Source organism: Caballeronia sp. LZ016, from assembly GCF_031450805.1.
Classification (GTDB): domain Bacteria; phylum Pseudomonadota; class Gammaproteobacteria; order Burkholderiales; family Burkholderiaceae; genus Caballeronia.
In genome coordinates, this window is record NZ_JARTVY010000004.1 from 13,018 (window position 1) to 29,930 (window position 16,913).

The following is a 16,913-nucleotide window of genomic DNA, read 5'->3' on the forward strand; positions in this document are numbered from 1 at the left end:
CTAACGATCTAGCGCGAAGGCCGTCCCCGCTCCGTCAACTCGATGACACACGCGCTGAAGATGCGCTGCACCATCACGCTCTGGTAATCGAGTTCGTCGGCATCGATCATCTGTTCGATGGCGCGTCGGCCGGCGTCGGTATCGAGAACCGGACGAAAGCGCGACGCGAGCGCCTGCGCCTTGACCGAGAGTTTCGCGGTCTCCATCCAGTCGGCGGCGCGCTGGTGCCGCTCGAGCCAGCGATGCGCCGCGCGCACCTGAAACGACGGATCTGGCCACGCGCCTTCGAGGTAGTACGCGCCGAGAAAGCCGCACGTGAGCCAGCACAGGAGATGCACCCGATCGTCCGGGCCGAGCGGATAGCGGACATGACTCATGATGGCGGCAGCTTCAACATCCACGCGCGACGCTTTGAAGATAGCACGCCGGTGCATTCGTGCGTGCCGTGCGTCAATCCTCGTCGAACAAATCGCGGTACTTGTGCGGCTGCGAGCGCAGATACTGCTTGGGCGCCCGCACATGCGCGCCGAGTTCCGCCGCCGCGTGCCAGGGCCAGCGCGGGTCATAGAGCGCGGTGCGGGCGAGCGCGATCATGTCGGCGTCGCCGGTCCCGATGATGCCTTCCGCCTGCTCGATCCCCGTTATCAGCCCGACCGCGACGACCGGCATCTTCACGGCCGCCTTCACCGCGCGCGCGAGCGGCACCTGATAGCTGGGGCCGACCGGAATCTGCTGCGCGGGATCGAGCCCGCCGCTCGACACGTGGATCGCATCGCAGCCGCGCGATTCGAGCGCCCGCGCGAAGGCAATCGTCTGCTCGATATCCCATCCGCCATCGACCCAGTCCGTGCCGGACACGCGAATCGTCACCGGGCGATCGTCCGGGAACGCGCCGCGCACCGCGTCGAAGATTTCGAGCGGGAAGCGCATGCGGTTCTCGAGCGAGCCGCCGTATTCGTCTTCGCGCCGATTCGACAGCGGCGAGAGAAACTGATGCAGCAGATAGCCATGCGCCGCGTGAATCTGAATCAGGTCGATGCCGAGCCGCGCGGCGCGCTCCGTGGATGCGGCGAACGCATCGCGGATGCGTTCCAGCCCTGCGCGGTCGAGCTCGACCGGCGGCGTGTCGCTGGCTTCGAACGGCGTCGATGATGGCGCTTCGGTCTGCCAGCCGTGCGGATCGTCGGGCGAAATCTGCGCGCCGCCTTCCCACGGCACTTCCGTCGATGCCTTGCGTCCAGCGTGGCTCAGTTGAATCGCGATCGGCATGTCCGACCAGCGGCGAATGCCCTTGAGCGTGCGATCGATGGCGGCTTCGGTTTCATCGTTCCACAAGCCGACGTCGGCCCAGGTTATGCGTCCTTCGGGCAGCACGGCCGTCGCTTCGATCGTAAGCAGCGCTGCGCCCGACAGCGCGAGCTGGCCGAGATGGATCAGATGCCATTCGTTCATGCAGCCGTCTTCGGCCGAGTATTGGCACATCGGCGCAATGACGATGCGGTTCGCGAGTTCCAGGCCGCGAACGCGCGCCGGTGTGAAGAGTGCGGGTGGTTGTGCCATGCGATTCTCCGGTTCGTTTTCAGCGCCGCCGGCAGGGCGATGCTGTCGGGCGGAAGGCAGCAATTGCTATTCCGGCGCATTGCGCTAGAAGGCCGGGCGGCATGGCAACCGGAGCGGCGCTGAGCCTGCCGGCGAACCATATCGAATGCGTGCTGCAACGCCACGCGGAGCGACGCACGATCGATCGAGCACGCTGTGTCGAGCGCCTGTATGTTATTCGCCGCCGAACTCGACGCTGCTCTCACGCGGGAGAAAATAAGTTGCAGGCGGATTTGCCGTTATCAATTGGCATAGCCGCCCGTCACTCGTACCGTGTTTCTGCGATTCAAGGTAACGCTGTCTTGCGCGAAGACGCTACGGGGCATGCAGCCGCCCGCCGCGACCAAGATGTTGTGGGCCTCGAGACTTTCCCCACGTTTCAATTTAATCAGGATGACGTGCGATTCATCCGGAAACGACGGCCGACGGAAATGGCGCAGGCGATGGCATCCGACAATGGATTCACTCGCCGATCAAGCGTGAATTCTTGGATGCTTCGCGGGCGAAAACGTCGCTCGCGTTGAACCGGCGCGGCATCGAAACCAGATGCAGGGCTTTCACCGGACTGCGAACGAGAACGGCGCGCGTGCCCGCCATCAGCCAGGCCCGAACCGGAAGATTTTGCGCGTTGCAAGGCTCTTGAAAAGCGCCCGAAACCATCATGTGCGACACCGCACACAGCCGGATCGATTAGGGATACGTGACGGTTTCTGATCTCCTAATGTCCTCTTGCGATGAACTAACACCAACGACAGTGCAAGGAGAGGACATGAAAACGCGCGTCCACATGGTCGTCAGGATGGGGCTGGCCATGCTGTTCACCTTAGTGTTAGTCCCGACGCCGGGCGTTGCACAAAGCACCACGTCGCTGACGGCGCGTTCGTTCAGCGATCTGAGCGACGAGTCCGAGGCATCCACCGATAATTCCGCCGTCTCCACGCCAGGCAGTCTGTCGTCGGTTCTTCAGCGCCTGCAATGTCTGCAGGGATTGAATCCGTCAGGCAATTCGGGATCGGTCACGCTGAAGGTGCAGAAGGCCAGTTACCGGATCTATAACCCATCGACCGATTCGTTCGACACGGTCTCGATGCGTTCGTACAACGGCTGCCCGTCCGGCCCGACGATCAGCATCAAGCCAGGCGCAACGCTCAAGGTCTCGCTGAGGAACACGCTCGGCGCAAACGATCCGCCGTCGAACTGCCCCGACAATCCCGATCATTCGACGCCGCATTGCTACAACAACACGAACTTGCACACGCATGGCTTTCACGTATCGCCATCCGGCAACGCCGATAACGTGTTGCTCACCGTGCTGCCGGGCAAGTCGCAGGACTACAGCTTCAGGCTGCCCGCCGATCATCCGTCCGGCACGTTCTGGTATCACGCGCATCTGCATGGATCGACGGCAATCGATGTCGCGAGCGGCATGGCCGGCGTGCTGATCGTGCGCGGCTCGCGGCAAGCGAAACCAGGGATGACCAACGGCGGCGCGGATATCGATACGATCCTGCGTCGCCGGCTGTTCCTGCTCTCGCTGCCCCTGCGCGAACATGTGATGCTGTTCCAGCAGATCGAATACGGCTGCTTCAGCAACGCGACTTCCGATGTCCCTCTCGCCGATCCGACGACTGCCGAATGGGTCTGCCCGCAAGGCAGCGTCGGTGAGATTCGCGGCTATAACAACCAGCTCGGGTTCATCCCCGATCCGCGGCCGGGTCACACGGGCCAGCTCAATTCAACGTGGATCATCTCGGGCCGCTATACGCAGATCAATGGCGTCGTGCAGCCCGTATTTCCTAGCGCGATCGGCTATGTGCCCGCAGGCGATGTCCGCCGCCTGCGCATGGTGCACGGCGGCAATCGCGACACCATCAACGTGAAGATCGTGCGCGCGAATCTTTCGGCGCTCGGACTCGCGGATTCGCCATCGCTGTCGGCGGCGCAGGTCAACACGGCGACGAGCGCGGCGGCATCCGCGCTTGCGAGGAATCGTACGAAGTCGTCGCAGACCCTGACGCTCGATTCACTGTGCAGCGGCGAAGTGGTCAAGCAACTGGAGTTCGCGGAGGACGGCATCACGATGTCCGCGATGGTCGAGAAAGACGTCAACTCGATGAACCCCGGCTACCGCAGCGACGTACTCGTGGCTTTTCCCCGGCCCGGGCTGTACTGCATCCTCGATGAAGCCGCCGATGCTTCCGCGACCATCAACTTCCGCACGAACGCGACGAAGGTGAAGGATCGCCGGCTGCTGTCGCTGGCTCGCGTGGGCCCCGGCGTCAACATTCCGGACACGACCGTCGGCAATCATTCGAAGTACTGGCAGTACATTCGCGATCAGCTCGTCGCCGCCAATCCGGCGCTCGCGCAGCCGGCGAAGTCGGATCTCCAGTCGCTCACGCTGCGCGCGTTCGCACCGACGATTCCCGTCGATGGCAAAGTGGCGAACGTGGTCGAGAAGCAGTTCCAGATCGTGCCGCAGACCTTCCCCGCACCGGCGCTTTTTCTGATCAGCGGCAAAGCGTACAAGCCGGACGAGATCGGCTATACGGGCGTGCTCGGCAACATCGACCAGTGGAATGTATCGGCTTCAGCGCTTGCTACGCACGTGTTCCACATCCATACGAATCCGTTCAAGATCATGGACATCAGGAACGGCGCGGGTAAATCCATCTTCAACGGCAATGGCGGATGCATCGCGGACGAGGGCGCCGATACGGAGTACTGCAACCTGCAGGGCGTCATACGCGACACGCTCTTCCTGAAAGCCGGCTATACGCTCGAAATGCGTACCATCTATCAGGATTTCACCGGCGAGTTCGTGATGCACTGTCATATCCTCGATCACGAGGATCGCGGGATGATGGAGAACGTGAGCATCGTGTCGCCGACGACGGCTTATCTGCGTGGCGTGACCGCGCCGATCACCGCGATGACGAAGGATGCGAGCCGCTGGCTTGCGAAGCTCGCCGGCCGCGATGAGACGCAGCTTGCGTTGTCCGCTTCGCTGTGCTCGTCGAAGGACTACGCGAAGCGGTGATGAACGACGCCTGATACGCACCCGTTGCGAACCAGGCAGCGGGCGCGTTTTTTATGAGCCGCTTGCTTCGTTCAACGTCAGATGCTTCGTCTGCGGCGACATCGATGCACACGGTCATGCCGATGAGCAGAACTGCGGCGAGCACAACTTCCATTCGAAAGATTCCTTCGACGTCTAGCACGATTCGGCCACCGCCTTCGCGATGCCGCCTGCGAACCGCTTCACGCGGCTTTACGTAGCAATCACCTTGAATGTGTGCTTGCTCGCAGAGCGCTTAAGCGGCCCGTCGGCACGCCGGCACGCCGGCTGCACTGCGACGAACGGCATATTTCGCGCACGACCGGTCGGCGGCGGTCGCGCAAAAAGATCGCTTCGAGTCGAACCATTCCTCTGTCGATTCCGCCTGATCGGCCGGTGCGGCCATGCAGCGGCGGCATTCGACGGCGCACGAATCGACGGCCACCAAGGCGTGACCCTTCAGGCTTCTCCCTGCTCCACTTCGGAGCTATCCCATGCGCCTAAGCATTTCTTAAGAATTCATTGTCGAGAATCGATAGTTGTCCGCCCGGGGCGCACATCGTCCAAAGAACAACCGAAGGAGCGCCGCCATGCCGCATCAAATCGTCGTTTCAGCGGGACCGAATGCGTGATGCAGGGCCCGGTCTCCCTGCCGCTGGAATTCGCGGACAACGTTCCGTGGCATTTCCACGATCTCGCCAAGTCGCGCACCGTCGACAAGCCGCCCGCCGAGGGCGAAATTGGCTTGTGGCTCATCACGAGCGAATTCCGCTTCGCGTCGGCGTCGAATATCGGAAGCTGGCTGAGCGTCGCGGAGCGCAGGCGCGCGCGGCTTTATCCCAACTCGGCGATCGGCCGCCGCTTCGGCGTCGCGCGGGCGACGCTGCGGCTCGTCGTATCGCAGATGTTCGGATGCCGCCCGCAGGAAGTGCGCGTGGAGGATGCGCCCGACGAGCGCATCGTCGTGAAGGACGCGGCCGGTGAGCGCAGCGTGGGCGTCGATGTGTCGTACTCGGGCATCTGGATCGTGATGGCGGTGGCGTCCGCCGACGTGGGAATCGGGCTCAGCGTCGATGCGCCGGGCGCACGGGGCGCGCAGATCGCGCTCGTCGAAGCGGCGCATATCGCGAGGCAAAGAGCAGGGCGCGGCGAGGGCGCGGCATCGTCGACGTGGCATGGCCTTCTGTTGCCGATGCCCGGCGAACTGCGCGGCGTCGTCGCGACAGACCGGCCGGTGTCCGAGGTTCACGCGTTCGGCTGGGAAAAGCAGATGAAAGCGGATTCGGGCGCCTGATCCGGCGTCCTTCAGAAAACAAAAAACCCCACGCGCCGCGCGTGGGGTTTTTGCTTTTGGAACAGCAGCGAGCGTGTCAGGTAGCAGCAGGCCGCCACTTCAAGAGCCTCTGCTCGACCGCCGTCAGCAGGTAGTCCGCCGCGAGCGCGACGACCGCGAGCACGATCATCGCCGCGAAGACGCCGCTCGCGTTGAACGCGCCTTGCGCCGTCGAGATCAGCAGCCCGATGCCCTGCTTCGATCCGAGAAATTCGCCGACCACCGCGCCGACGAGCGCGAAGCCGAAGCTGACATGCAGGCTCGCGAGAATCCACGAGAGCGCCGACGGAATGACCACCGAGGTCGTCACTTGCCGCCGCGATGCGCCCAGAATCTGCGCGTTCGCGATCATGTAGCGGTCCGCTTCGCGCACGCCCTGGAACGCATTGGCGAACACGACGAAGAACACCATCACGACGGCGAGCGCGACCTTCGACGCCATGCCGAGGCCGAGCGCGATCACGAACACCGAGCCGAGCACCACGCGCGGAATCGAATTCGCAATCTTGATGTAGATGCTGAACACGTCCGACAGCAGCTTGTTGCGCCCGAGCACGATGCCGCAGACCACGCCCGCCACCGAGCCGATGATGAAGCCGAGCCCGGTCTCTTCGAGCGTCACCCAGACTTGCGTGAGCAACGGTCCTTGCGAGGTGCCGTCGACGAACCATTCGACGATCTGTTCATAGATTGCGGAAGGCATCGAGAAGAAGAACGGATCGATCCAGTGCAGCCGGGCGGAGAGTTCCCAGCCGCCGAGCACGATGACCAGCACCGCGATGCGCAGCCCGATCACGAGCGCATGACGCTGCCGGATGCGCCGTTGCGCCTCGCGTTCGACTTGCGCCAGCGCGCCGGCGTCGATGCCCGCGGGCATCGTCTGTTGAGGTGTTGACATGTTCGAGGTTCCTTTCGGACGGGTTCAGCCGATTTGCACTTCTTCGCGCAAGTCGTGCCAGATATCGCGTGAAATTTCGATGAAGCGCGGGTGATACCGAATCTCCGACGTGATGCGCGGACGCGGCAAGTCGATCTCGTAGACCTTCTTGAGCGTCGCGGGCCGCGCGGTCAGCACGAACACGCGGTCGGCAAGCGCGATGGCTTCTTCGAGATCGTGCGTGACGAACACCACCGATCCCGCATTCGCCGACCAGAGCTGCAGCAGTTCGTCCTGCATCAGCGTGCGCGTCTGCATGTCGAGCGCGGAGAACGGCTCGTCCATCAGCAGGATTTCGGGCTTGTTGATGAACGTCTGCGCGAGCGCCACACGCTTTCTCATGCCGCCCGACAACTGATGCGGATAGTGCTTGCCGAACTTGTCGAGGCCCACGCGGCGCAGCCATTCGTTCGCTTCGTCGTAGGCTGCGGACTTCGAGCGGCCGCGATAGAGCGGCCCCGCCGCGACGTTGTCGAGCACCGAGCGCCACGGAAACACGGCATCGGCCTGAAACACGAAGCCGATGCGCGGATCGATGCCATCGACGGGCGCGCCCATCACGCGCACTTCGCCGGTGGTCGGCTTCAGCAGGCCCGTGATCATGCCGAGCGTCGTGGACTTGCCGCAGCCCGTCGGACCGACGATCGCGACGAACTCGCCTTTCGCCACCGACATGCTGAAGTCGCGCAGCGCGACGGTCGCGCGGCCATCGGGCGAAATGAAGCGGCAGGAAACGTTGCGAAGCTCGATGGCGGGTTGTCGTGTCGGGTTCATCGCCGGCCTCATTTGGTGGCCGATGCGGATGCCGACGCCATCGCCGCGCCCGACACGTACTCGTTCGAATAGGTGCGCGCGAGATCGATATGCTTGCCCTTGACCGAAGGATTGAACGCTGCCAGGACCTTCAGCACGGTGTCCGGGCCATCGGCCGGCATCTTGCCGTCCTTCGTGAACATCGGCAGCGAGGCCTTCAGCGCGGCCACGTAGAGGTCCTTGTTCTTCGCGTAGTAATCCTTCGGCATCTTCTCGGTGATCTGCTCGGCGCTATGCGTCGCGATGAAGTTCAGCGTCTTCACGAACGCCCGCGATAGCTTCGCGGCCTCCGCCTTGTGCGACTCGGCCCACGCGCGCTGCACATAGAAGCTCGACGCCGGGTACGTGCCGCCGAGCGCGGCGCGCGTGCCTTCGATGGTCCGCATGTCGACCAGCACCTTCGCGTCGCCGGTCTTGAGCAGTTGCGAAACCGTCGGTTCCGTGGTCATGCCCGCATCGATGCGCTCCTGCTTGATCGCCGCGATGAAGCTGTTGTCCGCGCCGACCGGCAGCAGCGTGTATTCCTTCGACGTCACGCCCGCGCGCTGCGCGAGGTATTGCGTGAGAAAGCTCGTCGACGATCCGAGGCCCGTCACGCCGAGCGTCTTGCCCTTGACGTCGGCCATGCTTTTGAGCGTCGCCGAAGCCTTGGTCGAGACCACTTCCACTTCGCCCGGCACCTGACCGAAGACCACGAGCGCCTGCACTTCCTTGCCCTTGCTCTGCAAGTCGATGGTGTGATCGTAGAAGCCGACCACGCCTTGCACCGCGCCCGCGAGCAGTTCGTTCTCGGCGTCGACGCCAGCAGGCTGCGAGAGGATTTCGACGTCGAGCCCTTCGTCCTTGAAGTAGCCGAGTTGCTCGGTCAGCTTGGCGGGCAGATAGATGATCTTGGTCGCGCCGCCGACCATGATCGATATTTTTTCCGCGTGAGCGGACACGGAAGCGGCGGCAAGCGCAAAAGCGATACCGGTCAAGCCAGCGATCTGGCGCAGAGTACGCATGGGGTGTCTCCTTGAGATGGGCCGTCGTGCGCGGCCCGCTTTTCGAATGTGTGCGCCGATTATAGGAACGCCAAACCTTCTGCCAGCTTTCTGAGCCGGCGCCGGAGCATGGGTGTTAACCCGATGCATCGCGCATGTGCGAGACGCCCTACAATCGCGCGGCATGAAGCTGCTGCTGATCGAAGACAACCCGACGCTTTCGCTCTGGCTCGCGAAGATGCTGGAACAGGAGGCGTTCGCGCTCGACGCGGTGCAGGACGGCGAAGCGGCCGATCAACTGCTGCGCGCCAGTCACTACGACGTCGTGCTGCTCGATCTCAACCTGCCGCGGCTTTCCGGCAAGAACGTGCTGCGGCGGATGCGCCAGCGCGGCGACGCGACTCCGGTGATGATCCTCACGGCGAGCGGTTCCATCGACGAGAAAGTGGAGCTGCTCGGCGCGGGCGCGGACGATTACCTCGTCAAGCCGTTCGAAGTCCGCGAGCTGATTGCGCGGGTGAAGGTGATGATTCGCCGGCGCAGCGCCGCGACGGCGAACGAAGTGTCGTGCGGCGATCTGGTGTTCGATATCGACACGCGCCAGTTCGCGTTGAAAGGCGCGCCGCTCAACGTGACGCCGCGCGAGCGCAGCGTGCTCGAGGCGCTGGTGCTGCGGCTCGGCAAGACGGTCTCGAAGGCGTCGCTGCTGGATGCCATCTTCACGCATGAGCATCAGCCGAGCGAGGACGCGCTCGAAATCTATGTGTCGCGCCTGCGCAAGAAACTCGACGGCAGTTCGGCTGCGATCGTGACCTTGCGCGGGCTCGGCTATCTGCTTCGAAAGAAGGACGATGACCAATAGCCTGCGCGTTCGCCTGTTGTGGTGGCTGCTCGTGCCGCTCGCGCTGTACGTGTTCGTGACGGGCAAGGCCGCGTACGACAACGCGCGCCACACGGCCGATCTCCTGCAGGAAAACACGCTGCTCGCATCGGCGCGGATGATCGCGGGCGAAGTGGAGTGGTCGGACGGCATGTTGCGCGTCGACGTTCCGCCAGCGGCGCTCGAAGTGTTTGCGTCGCCTCATGGCGATCAGGTCTATTACCACGTCAGCGTCGACGATGGCCGCCTGCTCGCGGGCCTGCCGGATTTCCCGTCGAACCGCGCGGCGGCGGAGGCGGCCACGCACGATACCCCCATCTACTACGACGCGACCTTGCACGGCGCGTCCATCCGCGTGATCGGCTATGTGCGCCGCATGTACGACAACGGGTCGATTCGCCGCGTGCTCGTATCGGTCGGCAAGACGCAGGCATCGCGCGATGCGATGGTGCGCGAGCTGTGGCGTCCCCAGCTCGTGAGGCAGATCGAGATCGTGTTGCTCGCGGTGGCGCTGGCGTGCATCGGCCTGACGTTCGAATTGCGCCCGCTACTGAAGATCAAGGAAGAGGTGATGGACCGCGATCCGATGCAGCTCGAGCCGCTGCGGGTCGAGCGCTTGCATGCGGAGTTGCGGCCTATCGTCGACGCGATCAATCAGTGCATCGCGCGGCTCGGCCTGCAGGTGGCGGCGCAGCGCCGCTTCATCGCGGATGCGGCGCATCAGCTTCGCACGCCGCTGACCGTGCTCGAGACGCAGGTGCAATATGCGCGGCAGCATCGCCCGCTCACGCCGTCGCTTTCGGAAGCGCTCGCCGCGATGCAGCGCAGTACGCGTTCGATGGTCGGCTTGACCAACAAGCTGCTGCTGCTCGCCCAGGCCGAAGCGGCGGATTACACGCAGCTCGCCACGCAGAAGGCGGACTTGTCCGGCATCGCAAAGGATGTGGTCGAGGATCTCGCGCTGGTTGCGCAAAAGCGCGGCATCGATCTCGGCGCGGAACTGGGCGATGCGGCGTGGATCATCGGTCACGAGGGATTGCTTGCGGCGCTCGTGTTCAACGTGACGGAAAACGCCGTGCGCTATACGCAATCGGGCGGGCATGTGACTGTCGCGGTGGCGCGAGAGGGCGAACGGGTGACGCTCGCCGTCACCGACGACGGGCCGGGCATACCGGCCGAAGCGCGCAGCCGCGTGTTCGAGCCGTTCTATCGCGCGTCGGCGGAAACGGACGGCACCGGGCTCGGACTCGCGATCGCCCGTGAGATCGTGCAGGCGCATCGCGGTGAAATTTCGATCACGGCAAGCGAGCCTTCGGGGCGCGGCGTGATCGTGGCGGTGCAGTTCGCGGCGGCGTGATTGTCAGGGGGCGAGCGGCGGCAGCGGGCCGGTTCCGCGAATCCACGCGACATGCGCCAGTTCGGCCATTTCCTTGTCGCCACGGCTGTCGCCATAGGCGAAGAGTTTCGCGGGCGGATCGTCGCGCCACCATGCCTGGAGCCGCGCCACTTTCTCCGGCCCCCAGCAATTCCGGCCGATGAAACGGCCCGTGAAGCCGCGATCGTCGAGTTCGAGTTGCGTCGAGAGCAACGTGCCGATGCCCGCCATCTCCGACGCCCATATCCGCAGATATAACGACGGTGACGCGCTCACGAGCACGATCTCATGTCCGAGCGCCCGATGCGCGTTGACCCGCTCGATCATCTCGGGGCGGATCATCGCGGGCAGGCGCGCCGTGCAGAAGGTGCGCGCTGCGCGTTCTAGTTCGGCGCGCGGGATGCGCCGCAACGCGTGTCGCAGAAAGGCGGCCTTGGCCGTGCCGCGGTCGCACGTGCCCACGGCCATGCCGAGCATTTGCGGCCCGGCGAGCGCGCCTGCCGCCAGGAATCGTGCCATCCCGACTGTGTGAACCACGAACGCCTTCAGGCTGTCGCCCGTGGTGATGGTGCCGTCGAAATCGAATGCGGCGATGGTTCTTGCGCGTCGTGTCATCGGAAAGTGTGCTTGGTGGTCTGCCGGGCCGCGAGCGCGGCGGGCAGCGTCACGTTCATCAGTTGATCGGTGCGCGACAGCAGGTTGACGATTTCGGCTTCGAAGCCGCGCGCCTGAAGCGCGAGCAGTTCGAGTTGCTGAAACGCCTGCTGCACGATCGCGCGGCGGTCGTAAAGCGCATTGGACGCGGTCGCGTCGTTCGGCTCGCCGTCGACATCGGCAACGGCGCACAGGGCCGCAAGACCGATGCAGAGCCCTTCGCGCGCCTGCATCACGGTCTTCTGCAACGCGTCGATGCGCGCGGAGAACGACTGCAGCGAAACCTTGAGCGTCGTGAGGGCGGCGCGGTAATCCGGCTCGGGCTCGCGCACGCCAAGGTATCGGCCGGCGATGCGGTTCATCAGCCCCGGCTTCTGCGTGGCGCGATCGAGCAAGCTGGCCATGATACCGGCCGCGTCGAGGTCGGCGAAGTCGCGCGTCATGCGCGTGAGCGCTTCGACGGATTCGCCGCAAGCCCTGAGCGGCGCATCGGCGATGGATGCCGCGCTCTCCACGCTCGGCGGCATCAACTGCCGGATCGCGCGTTCGATGCGCGCCCGATGCTTCGGATACAGCTCGGGAAATCGCTGCATCGCGAGTTCGAAGCAACGGTCGAGCAGCGGGTGACCGCTTTCGCCGAAGAGCGCGCGTCCCGGTTCGCCGCGCGGCGCGGGCTTGCGCGCGCTGCGTTCGTCGAATAGTGGCGCGGCGACTTGCGGCGGTTCGGCGGGTCTCTTTTCCGGGAACCGCAGCACGCGCGGTTCCGGACGCGCGTCGCCGAAATCGAGCGGCCGGGGCTGGAAATTATCGCGTGACACGCAGGCTTCTCATACGCGAAATCAGGGGCATCGCGTCAGGCGATGCCCGTTGGCCTTATCGATCAGGCGCGGTCCACACGGCCGCCATAGGCCGCCACGAAGTCCGCGAGTCCGCGGTTGTAGCCCATGCCCACGGCCTTGAACATGAACTGCCCGTCGCGGCGATAGAAGCTGCCGACCTGCACGGCGGTTTCCATCGAAAAGTCCTCTTCGAGTGCATAGCGCGCGAGCACCTTGCCCGATTCTTCTTCGGAGATGGCGATGTAGCTGTTGCGCACTTGCCCGAAGTTTTGCTTGCGCTCCTGCGCGCGGTCGATGGTGACCACCACCGAGATTTCATTCACGGCCGCATCGAGCTTCTTCGTGTCGATGAAAAGCACTTCGTCGTCACCGCCGCCGCTGCCGGTCTGGTTGTCGCCGCTATGAATGACGCCGAGACACTCCGACGCCGACATGCCCTTGCGCGGCCATTCGTCGCCGGGCTGGAAGAACGTCGTTTGGCGGTCGAGCGTGCGGATCTCCGTGTTGTAGAAGATGAAGTGCTTCTGCGAAATCAGCTTCGGGTTGTTCTCCGCGTCGTAGTCGCAGAGAAAGACGGAGACGTCGAGATCGAAGTCGTTGCCGGTGTCGGTCGCGTTCGCGTCCCAGCCGAGCCCGACCTTGAACCGGGTCGCGTTGGGCGCTTCTTTCGACAGGTTGATGCGTCCGCCTTTGGACAGATTGATCATTGACATGATGTTGATGCTTAATCGATGAGTGGTTAGTGCGACGATGCGGCTGCCTGTTCGCGCCTTTGCACGATGATCGAGCTCACCACGGCCACGCAGATGGTGAACGCGCCGATGAGGCCGGTGACGACTTCGGGAACGTCCACCGTGACGCAAAGCATGATGACCGCGAGCGCGCCGATGGCCCAGAACGCGCCGTGTTCGAGGAAGCGATACTGCGCGAGCGTGCCTTTCTGCAGCAGGATCAGCGTCATCTGGCGGATATAGGCCGCGCCGACGCCGAGTCCCAGCGCAATGAGCAACACGTTGTTCGTCAGCGCGAACGCGCCGATGACGCCGTCGAAACTGAACGACGAATCGAGCAGTTCGAGATAGAGGAAGCCCGCGACGCCTTCGCGCACGACGCGCTCGCCGGTTTCATCACCGCCGACGAGATCGCCGATGCCGTGCGCGACGATGAACCCGATCACGCCGCCGCCGCCTGCGAAGAGAAACGACGCGCGCTCGCCTTCCGGCAATTGCAGCGACACCAGCGCGATGACGGCGAGCGTGAGCGCGGTTTCGATTGCGGTGAGGCGTCCGAGGCGCGTCAGGGGCCGCTCGATGATGGCGATCCAGTGCTCGTCCTTGTCGGTATCGAGCATGAACTTGAAGAAGACCATCAGCAGGAACGCCCCGCCGAATGCCGATACTTCGTGATGCGCGGACGTGAGGATGGCCGCGTATTGCTGCGGCGCTTCGAGCGCGAGCCTGCCGGCTTCGATGAAGCCGATATGCCCCGCGATGCACACGATCAGCAACGGAAACACGAGGCCCATGCCGAACACGGCGAGCGGCAGGCCATAGGTCATGAAGCGGTCGCGCCATTTCTGCGATCAGTTGCGAAGCACGGCTGCGTTGGCGACGGCGTTATCGAGCGAGAGCGATATTTCCAGAATGCACAGCACGGCGACGAGGATCATGTCCTTGACGCCGCCGATCGCGAGCGCGGCCACGAGCGCGATGAACGTCAGCGCGAGCGGATCTTGAAGAGTTTCATGTTGGAGCTTGAGTCGAAATGCCTGGAGGATGCGTTGAGCGCGGGTCAGGCGCGCGGTTGTTCCCTGCCGCGAACCCAGTCGCAGAATTCCTCGGTGATGAGCTGCTCGTAGATCTGCTGATCCGGTATATCGAGCGATTCGAGATGCAGAAAGCCTGCGTTCGGGAAGTCGTTCGCGAGGTCGCGAAGGAAGGTGAACTCGCGCGGATCGCCCACCCCGACGAGCGACCAGTAGATCGGGAACTTGCGCGTATCGCGCAGCAGCGTTTCGACATCCGTGCGATCGCGTGGGGTGTTTTGCCCGTCGGTCACGAAGAGCACCCACGCGGGCATCGTGCTCGCGGGCTCCGCGGGCAGCGGCGAGGGCGCAGCGCCCGGCGCGCTGAAGAGCCGCGCGAAGAAGCCGCGCTTGTCCTTCGGCTTCGCTTGCGGCCATTCCGGCGGCGCGAAGAAGAAGTTGACGATATCGGCCATGACGGGCGCGTACATCGTGCCGCCCCACTTGCGAATGCCGTTGTTTCCGAGCACGTGCTCGGTGATGTAGCTGCCATAGTTTTCGGGCGTGGCCGTCGGCAGGCGATCGAAGCCTTCGGTGAACGTCCAGGTATCGATTTCGCCGTTGTCGTCGAACTTCATCGCGATGCCGAGCATCCGGTCGTGCGTTTCCTGAATCACGCCGGAGTCGTAAAGCGGCTGTGTCGAGCCGGAAATATCGAGTGCGGCCGCGACCCGCACGATGGGCGGACGCGGCAGCCTGCGTTTGGACAGGACGATGGATACGGTTTCGCCACGGCTTGCCAGCGCGGGCTTGTGCAGATTGATGGTGCTCATCTTGGCCTTTTGGATAGGGCGTCTTTAATTCTTTGCGTCGTTGAAGCGGGCGACGAAGTCGCGTTCCAGCTGGCGCAGGCGCGGCTCGTCCGCGCGACGCCGCCGCTGTCCGTCTTCGATGATCTTCGACATTTCGTCGATTGCATCGAAGAGCTTTTGCTGCGTGTACTGGAACGTCTCGGTGGCGATCACCGGCCGTTGCCCCAGCGTGGCGACCGCGCCGGCGTTCGCGTGCAACTGGTCGGCTTGCGCGCGGAGCGCGGCGTCGGCGGCATCGAAGGTGGCGTTGACGAGATCGGCTGCTTTCTTCGTGCTCAACTGCTTGATGTAGAGCGAGAACGCATTGGTCCAGGCGGGAATCAACACCGTCTTCGCGGTGGCGAACTTCGAAATGAGCGTGCGCTTGTGGTCCTGCTCGAGTCGAATCTGCGGCGCAAGCTGTTCGGACATCAGCATGGCGCGGGACAGGTCGTCGATCTTCTGTTCCAGCGCATTCGCGCAGCGGCGCAGGTCCATCGTGCGTTGCGCGGCGAAGGCGTCGGCGGCTTCGTGCGGCTCTGCAAGCACCGCGCGATACGCTTCGAGCGATGCCTGACCGAGCGCGCGCGCGTCTTCGAACTGACGGAACGTGTCGTAGTTGTCGGCGTACATCTGGTCGAGCTCGGCGATATCGCGCTTTTGCCGGTTCGCGTTGCTTTCCAGTTCGATGACGAGCGTGCCGATGCGCTTCTCGACCGAATCGAATTGCGCGAGCAGGCGCTCTTTCGTTGAACGGAACATTGCCGCGATGCGCCCGGCGATGCCGCGCTTTCCCAGCGATGCCGGATCGAGACCCTTCGCGGTCACGATGAGTTCGTTGAGCTTCGCCCCAAACTGGTCGGCGTCGGATGCGCGCACCTCCGACAGGATGCGCTGGGACAGGCCGGCCACGCGCTCGCCGGCTTTCGCGCCGAGGCCGTGAATTTCATCCTCCGTCAGGAGTTTGGCGACGGCGGCATCGTCGCGCGAGGCCGGGGCGCGGGCCTCGCGGCTCTCGCCGAATAGTGGCTTCATCGTTCTTATCTCGTTGTTCTTTTCAGTCATGCTGATCGAACCGCGCGTAAAACGCCTCTGAATTACGCGGATAGAAGGCGGCATTGGACGATGGACGAAAGGGAATCGCAAGAGCGGAGACACTTTGAGCCAGAAATGCTGAATTGTTCGGCGGCGACGCATTGAGCAAAGTGTCACGCGTGGCGGGAGCTTTCGTTGTGGCAGCACGCATGGCATCCACCTTGCATGCCCTTGTCACTTCGCATACCCGACGACCCAGGAGCCGCTCATGTCCGTAGATTTGAAATTCCGCGCCGGCGAAGCCACCGTATTCGCCGCTCCCGGCCAGGCCACCGACGCCATGCCGGAGATCTTGATCGGCCGCGTCGACGGGCCGGTCGGCCATGCATTCGCAAACATGATGGCGCAGTCGAAAGGACATACCGCGATGTTCGCGATACGCGCGTGCAATCAGATGGTCCGCCCCGCGACGATGATCGTCCCCAAGGTCACGCTCAAGGACATGCCGGCCATCGAGCTGTTCGGCGGCGTGGTGCAGTCGGCCACCGCCGATGCCGTCGTCGATTGCCTTATCGAAGGCATCCTGCCGAAGGACCAGGCCGACGATCTGTGCATCATCAGCCTCGTGTGGATCGATCCGCGCTGCGGCGCCGACGCCAACCTCGACAAAAAGGACATGTACCGCACGAACTACGAAGCGACTAAGCTCGCCATCCAGCGCGCGATGAGCAACGAGCCGAGCGTGGAGACGCTGATCGCGAACCGGCACAGCATCAAGCACGACATGGACGACTGGAGCTGAGCGAAACAGC

16 protein-coding genes and 1 pseudogene are annotated in these 16,913 nt (G+C 63.8%); 5 read left to right on the top strand and 12 right to left on the bottom strand.

Annotated features, from left to right (window positions below):
* Positions 1-8 precede the first annotated feature (8 nt).
* The 3 genes from P9220_RS20545 to P9220_RS20555 all read right to left on the bottom strand — a co-directional run bounded on the left by P9220_RS20545 (position 9) and on the right by P9220_RS20555 (position 2,262).
* Positions 9-401, bottom strand: a complete 393-nt coding sequence (locus P9220_RS20545) for a hypothetical protein (RefSeq protein ID WP_404980299.1) — start codon at positions 399-401, stop codon at positions 9-11.
* A 49-nt stretch (positions 402-450) separates the two neighbouring features.
* Positions 451-1,560, bottom strand: coding sequence for an NADH:flavin oxidoreductase/NADH oxidase (locus P9220_RS20550; protein ID WP_309767263.1), 1,110 nt, complete (start codon positions 1,558-1,560; stop codon positions 451-453).
* Positions 1,561-2,061: 501 nt separating this feature from the next.
* On the bottom strand, positions 2,062-2,262 hold the full coding sequence (locus tag P9220_RS20555; protein ID WP_309767265.1) for a hypothetical protein: 201 nt from the start codon (positions 2,260-2,262) through the stop codon (positions 2,062-2,064).
* 106 nt (positions 2,263-2,368) lie between these two features.
* On the opposite strand from P9220_RS20555, the gene P9220_RS20560 reads away from it, so the two are divergent.
* Together P9220_RS20560 and P9220_RS20565 are read left to right on the top strand one after the other, a co-directional pair.
* A complete protein-coding gene (locus P9220_RS20560) occupies positions 2,369-4,639 on the top strand; it encodes a multicopper oxidase domain-containing protein (protein ID WP_309767267.1) in 2,271 nt (756 codons plus the stop codon).
* Between the two features lie 649 nt (positions 4,640-5,288).
* On the top strand, positions 5,289-5,951 hold the full coding sequence (locus P9220_RS20565) for a hypothetical protein (protein WP_309767269.1): 663 nt from the start codon (positions 5,289-5,291) through the stop codon (positions 5,949-5,951).
* 76 nt (positions 5,952-6,027) lie between these two features.
* Here the strand turns inward: P9220_RS20565 and P9220_RS20570 are convergent, their stop codons facing one another.
* From P9220_RS20570 to P9220_RS20580, 3 genes are read right to left on the bottom strand one after another with little or no spacing between them, the layout of a single operon-like run.
* Positions 6,028-6,888: an ABC transporter permease gene (locus P9220_RS20570; RefSeq protein ID WP_309767271.1), complete on the bottom strand. Its 861-nt coding sequence runs from the start codon at positions 6,886-6,888 to the stop codon at positions 6,028-6,030.
* A gap of 24 nt (positions 6,889-6,912) precedes the next feature.
* Positions 6,913-7,701: an ABC transporter ATP-binding protein gene (locus P9220_RS20575; RefSeq protein ID WP_309767272.1), complete on the bottom strand. Its 789-nt coding sequence runs from the start codon at positions 7,699-7,701 to the stop codon at positions 6,913-6,915.
* Positions 7,702-7,709: 8 nt separating this feature from the next.
* Positions 7,710-8,744 carry an ABC transporter substrate-binding protein gene (locus P9220_RS20580; protein ID WP_309767273.1) on the bottom strand — a complete coding sequence of 345 codons (1,035 nt, stop codon included), beginning with the start codon at positions 8,742-8,744 and terminating at the stop codon, positions 7,710-7,712.
* A gap of 163 nt (positions 8,745-8,907) precedes the next feature.
* Between P9220_RS20580 and P9220_RS20585 the strand changes: the two genes are divergently transcribed.
* Together P9220_RS20585 and P9220_RS20590 are read left to right on the top strand one after the other, a co-directional pair.
* Positions 8,908-9,585: a response regulator gene (locus tag P9220_RS20585; protein WP_309767274.1), complete on the top strand. Its 678-nt coding sequence runs from the start codon at positions 8,908-8,910 to the stop codon at positions 9,583-9,585.
* Positions 9,575-10,960: a sensor histidine kinase gene (locus tag P9220_RS20590; RefSeq protein WP_309767275.1), complete on the top strand. Its 1,386-nt coding sequence runs from the start codon at positions 9,575-9,577 to the stop codon at positions 10,958-10,960. The genes P9220_RS20585 and P9220_RS20590 overlap by 11 nt, the downstream gene beginning before the upstream one ends.
* Positions 10,961-10,963: 3 nt before the next feature.
* Here P9220_RS20590 and P9220_RS20595 read toward each other — a convergent pair whose 3' ends face one another.
* The 6 genes and pseudogenes from P9220_RS20595 to P9220_RS20620 all read right to left on the bottom strand — a co-directional run bounded on the left by P9220_RS20595 (position 10,964) and on the right by P9220_RS20620 (position 16,101).
* A complete protein-coding gene (locus P9220_RS20595) occupies positions 10,964-11,593 on the bottom strand; it encodes an HAD-IB family hydrolase (RefSeq protein WP_309767277.1) in 630 nt (209 codons plus the stop codon).
* Positions 11,590-12,450 (bottom strand): hypothetical protein, encoded by an 861-nt coding sequence (locus P9220_RS20600; RefSeq protein WP_309767278.1) that lies wholly within the window; start codon positions 12,448-12,450, stop codon positions 11,590-11,592. The genes P9220_RS20595 and P9220_RS20600 overlap by 4 nt, the downstream gene beginning before the upstream one ends.
* Before the next feature lie 62 nt (positions 12,451-12,512).
* Positions 12,513-13,178 (bottom strand): TerD family protein, encoded by a 666-nt coding sequence (locus P9220_RS20605; RefSeq protein WP_309768208.1) that lies wholly within the window; start codon positions 13,176-13,178, stop codon positions 12,513-12,515.
* Between the two features lie 32 nt (positions 13,179-13,210).
* Positions 13,211-14,248, bottom strand: a pseudogene (locus tag P9220_RS20610) (DUF475 domain-containing protein).
* A 14-nt stretch (positions 14,249-14,262) separates the two neighbouring features.
* Positions 14,263-15,048, bottom strand: coding sequence for a VWA domain-containing protein (locus tag P9220_RS20615; protein ID WP_309767279.1), 786 nt, complete (start codon positions 15,046-15,048; stop codon positions 14,263-14,265).
* 24 nt (positions 15,049-15,072) lie between these two features.
* Positions 15,073-16,101 (bottom strand): toxic anion resistance protein, encoded by a 1,029-nt coding sequence (locus P9220_RS20620; RefSeq protein ID WP_309767281.1) that lies wholly within the window; start codon positions 16,099-16,101, stop codon positions 15,073-15,075.
* Between the two features lie 268 nt (positions 16,102-16,369).
* On the opposite strand from P9220_RS20620, the gene fae reads away from it, so the two are divergent.
* Positions 16,370-16,903: a formaldehyde-activating enzyme gene (gene fae, locus P9220_RS20625; RefSeq protein ID WP_309767282.1), complete on the top strand. Its 534-nt coding sequence runs from the start codon at positions 16,370-16,372 to the stop codon at positions 16,901-16,903.
* The last annotated feature ends 10 nt before the right edge of the window (positions 16,904-16,913 follow it).

What these genes read in the sequence shown, in the direction of transcription:
- P9220_RS20550 (WP_309767263.1), bottom strand. Translation starts at nt 1,560, where the DNA reads ATGGCACAACCACCCGCACTCTTCACACCGGCGCGCGTTCGCGGCCTG.
- P9220_RS20555 (WP_309767265.1), bottom strand. Translation starts at nt 2,262, where the DNA reads ATGATGGTTTCGGGCGCTTTTCAAGAGCCTTGCAACGCGCAAAATCTT.
- P9220_RS20560 (WP_309767267.1), top strand. Translation starts at nt 2,369, where the DNA reads ATGAAAACGCGCGTCCACATGGTCGTCAGGATGGGGCTGGCCATGCTG.
- P9220_RS20565 (WP_309767269.1), top strand. Translation starts at nt 5,289, where the DNA reads ATGCAGGGCCCGGTCTCCCTGCCGCTGGAATTCGCGGACAACGTTCCG.
- P9220_RS20570 (WP_309767271.1), bottom strand. Translation starts at nt 6,888, where the DNA reads ATGTCAACACCTCAACAGACGATGCCCGCGGGCATCGACGCCGGCGCG.
- P9220_RS20575 (WP_309767272.1), bottom strand. Translation starts at nt 7,701, where the DNA reads ATGAACCCGACACGACAACCCGCCATCGAGCTTCGCAACGTTTCCTGC.
- P9220_RS20580 (WP_309767273.1), bottom strand. Translation starts at nt 8,744, where the DNA reads ATGCGTACTCTGCGCCAGATCGCTGGCTTGACCGGTATCGCTTTTGCG.
- P9220_RS20585 (WP_309767274.1), top strand. Translation starts at nt 8,908, where the DNA reads ATGAAGCTGCTGCTGATCGAAGACAACCCGACGCTTTCGCTCTGGCTC.
- P9220_RS20590 (WP_309767275.1), top strand. Translation starts at nt 9,575, where the DNA reads ATGACCAATAGCCTGCGCGTTCGCCTGTTGTGGTGGCTGCTCGTGCCG.
- P9220_RS20595 (WP_309767277.1), bottom strand. Translation starts at nt 11,593, where the DNA reads ATGACACGACGCGCAAGAACCATCGCCGCATTCGATTTCGACGGCACC.
- P9220_RS20605 (WP_309768208.1), bottom strand. Translation starts at nt 13,178, where the DNA reads ATGATCAATCTGTCCAAAGGCGGACGCATCAACCTGTCGAAAGAAGCG.
- P9220_RS20615 (WP_309767279.1), bottom strand. Translation starts at nt 15,048, where the DNA reads ATGAGCACCATCAATCTGCACAAGCCCGCGCTGGCAAGCCGTGGCGAA.
- P9220_RS20620 (WP_309767281.1), bottom strand. Translation starts at nt 16,101, where the DNA reads ATGAAGCCACTATTCGGCGAGAGCCGCGAGGCCCGCGCCCCGGCCTCG.
- fae (WP_309767282.1), top strand. Translation starts at nt 16,370, where the DNA reads ATGTCCGTAGATTTGAAATTCCGCGCCGGCGAAGCCACCGTATTCGCC.